Source organism: Mesorhizobium sp. M4A.F.Ca.ET.020.02.1.1 (genome assembly GCF_004022645.1).
In the GTDB taxonomy this organism is placed as follows: Bacteria; Pseudomonadota; Alphaproteobacteria; order Rhizobiales; family Rhizobiaceae; genus Mesorhizobium.
The window spans coordinates 1-838 of sequence record NZ_RZOI01001244.1; the positions used below are offsets into that span (position 1 = coordinate 1).

Sequence of the window (838 nt, forward strand, 5' to 3'; positions counted from 1 at the left end):
GCGTCTGGGTCGAACGCACCGAGGATGCGCGGAAGCTGGTCGAGGGCGACGACCTTGTCTTCGAGCACGAGTTGGAGCTGCATTTCGGCCTCAGGCTGGGCGAGATCCATGCCGCCGACAAGCCGCGCGCCTGGCCGCTTGGGCTGACCCTTGCCCGCGCCTTCGTCGCGCCCCGCATCGCGCTTGCCGGCGATGCCGCGCACGGCATCCACCCGATTGCCGGCCAGGGGCTCAACCTCGGCTTCAAGGATGTGGCGGCGCTGGCCGAGGTGGTGGTCGAGGCCGACCGGCTCGGCCAGGACATCGGCGCGCTCGACGTGCTCGAACGCTACCAGCAATGGCGGCGCTTCGACACCGTGCAGATGGGCGTCACCACCGATGTGCTGAACCGGCTGTTCTCCAACGACATCGGCCCGCTGCGCGCGGCGCGCGACATCGGCCTCGGCCTCGTCGAGCGCATGCCGAAGCTGAAGGACTTTTTCATCCGCCAGGCCTCGGGCCTGTCCGGCGACACGCCGCGGCTACTGAAAGGGGAAGCGATCTAGCAGCCAAAGAAGGTAATAGAAGACCACTACGGCGGCCAGCATGCCCAGCACCCACCTGCCGGCCCTGGATTTGCGCAACCTGTCTCCAACAGCGTGTCAATCAAATCGGCCAATTCGGCAGCCGCGCAGGCAATTGCTTCCCTCTATTTCCCAACGGTTGGGCATGCCCACCCTGATGTAGGCACAACTGCCTTCGGTTCAAAGATCGGTGGTCGCCTGGATCAATTCACCTCGAACCCAAGCTTCTGCCGCAGCCGCAGCATCCGCTGGTCCGGTATCTTCAGGCTCTGCTC

General features: G+C 65.3%; 1 protein-coding gene. It reads left to right on the forward strand.

Features of this window, described 5'->3' with window-relative positions:
* Positions 1-545: FAD-dependent monooxygenase (locus tag EN742_RS36380; RefSeq protein ID WP_189375761.1), on the forward strand; the 545-nt coding region annotated here is incomplete at its 5' end.
* Between the last annotated feature and the right edge of the window lie 293 nt (positions 546-838).